Here is a 1,108-nt window from a genome sequence, read left to right on the forward strand (position 1 = left end):
GGCTGATGACGGTCAGGTTGGGGCGCGACAACGCCGGCCTCAAATACGAATGCGCGGTGCTTTGGCGCAGGCCTTTGGCATGGTTGCCCTGCATGATGGCGACGCCTTCAGGCGTCCGGGCGTTGTAATCCTCGTTGAAGCGATGACCCGCCTCAACGGCTGCCTGGATCCAGCTCTTGGAGATTTGCGTCATCTCCGTTTTGTTGGCCTGGGTGATCCCCACAGGCCCGGTACGCCCACGCCAGGCCTCGTCGCCTTCCGCATAACTTTCTACGCGCTTGAAGTAGGGCAGGCAGTCGCTAAATGGCCAGCCCTGGTTGCCGAGCTCGGCCCAGTGGTCGTAGTCACCGGGATTGCCCCAGGAAACCGCCATACCGTTGATCGAGCTCGAGCCGCCCAGCACTTTGCCGCGCGGCACATACATGGTTCGGCCGTTCAGCCCCGGCTGCGGCACGGTTTCAAAATTCCAGTTGCCCATGCCGGACTTCATCAATTCGAAGTAGCCAGCGGGCATGCGGTACATCAGGTTGCTGTCCTTGCCTCCAGCCTCAATCAACGTGACCCGTACCGCGGGGTCACGACTCAAACGATTGGCCAGGATACAGCCAGCGGAGCCGGCACCGATGATGATGTAATCGGACATAAGATCTTCTATAGTGACCGTTTGCACGGCGATTTTGGCCTCAGCCCTGGTGTGAAAGAGGGTGAGGCAGGCATGGAGGGAATGTCGATCTCTACCCTGGGCTCGGCGCCGCAGAGCTGGCGATCACCACATGTGCAGCGGTCGATAAAAACGTGCTTGAGCTTGCGCCATAGCGCCACAATAAATAAGTAAGACGTCCTTATATTATTGGAAAAACAAGGCTCATACAATTAGTATGAAACCCTCATTTTTGCAAAAAACATTCCCCCCATCGTCGGCGCCGCCCAACGCTGCGCTTCGGCTCATTTGCACGGCATTGCGTTCATTTATGCGAAGAGTCCCTGGCGGCGACTCAAAGTGCCAGAACGAGGGTCGGTGATCTCGCTTGCAGCACATCGCCTACTTTGACCTGCTCATGCATCGCAACGGAGCCACCGCGCGAGTGGCGCTCGCGCAGCCTCATTG

Annotated in this window: 1 protein-coding gene; it reads right to left on the reverse strand. The window is 58.1% G+C overall.

Annotated features, from left to right (window positions below; all coding sequences use genetic code 11):
- The coding region (locus D3H34_RS32905; RefSeq protein ID WP_205736869.1) for a GMC family oxidoreductase at positions 1–643 on the reverse strand (643 nt) is incomplete at its 3' end.
- Between the last annotated feature and the right edge of the window lie 465 nt (positions 644–1,108).

The organism is Acidovorax cavernicola, from assembly GCF_003581445.1.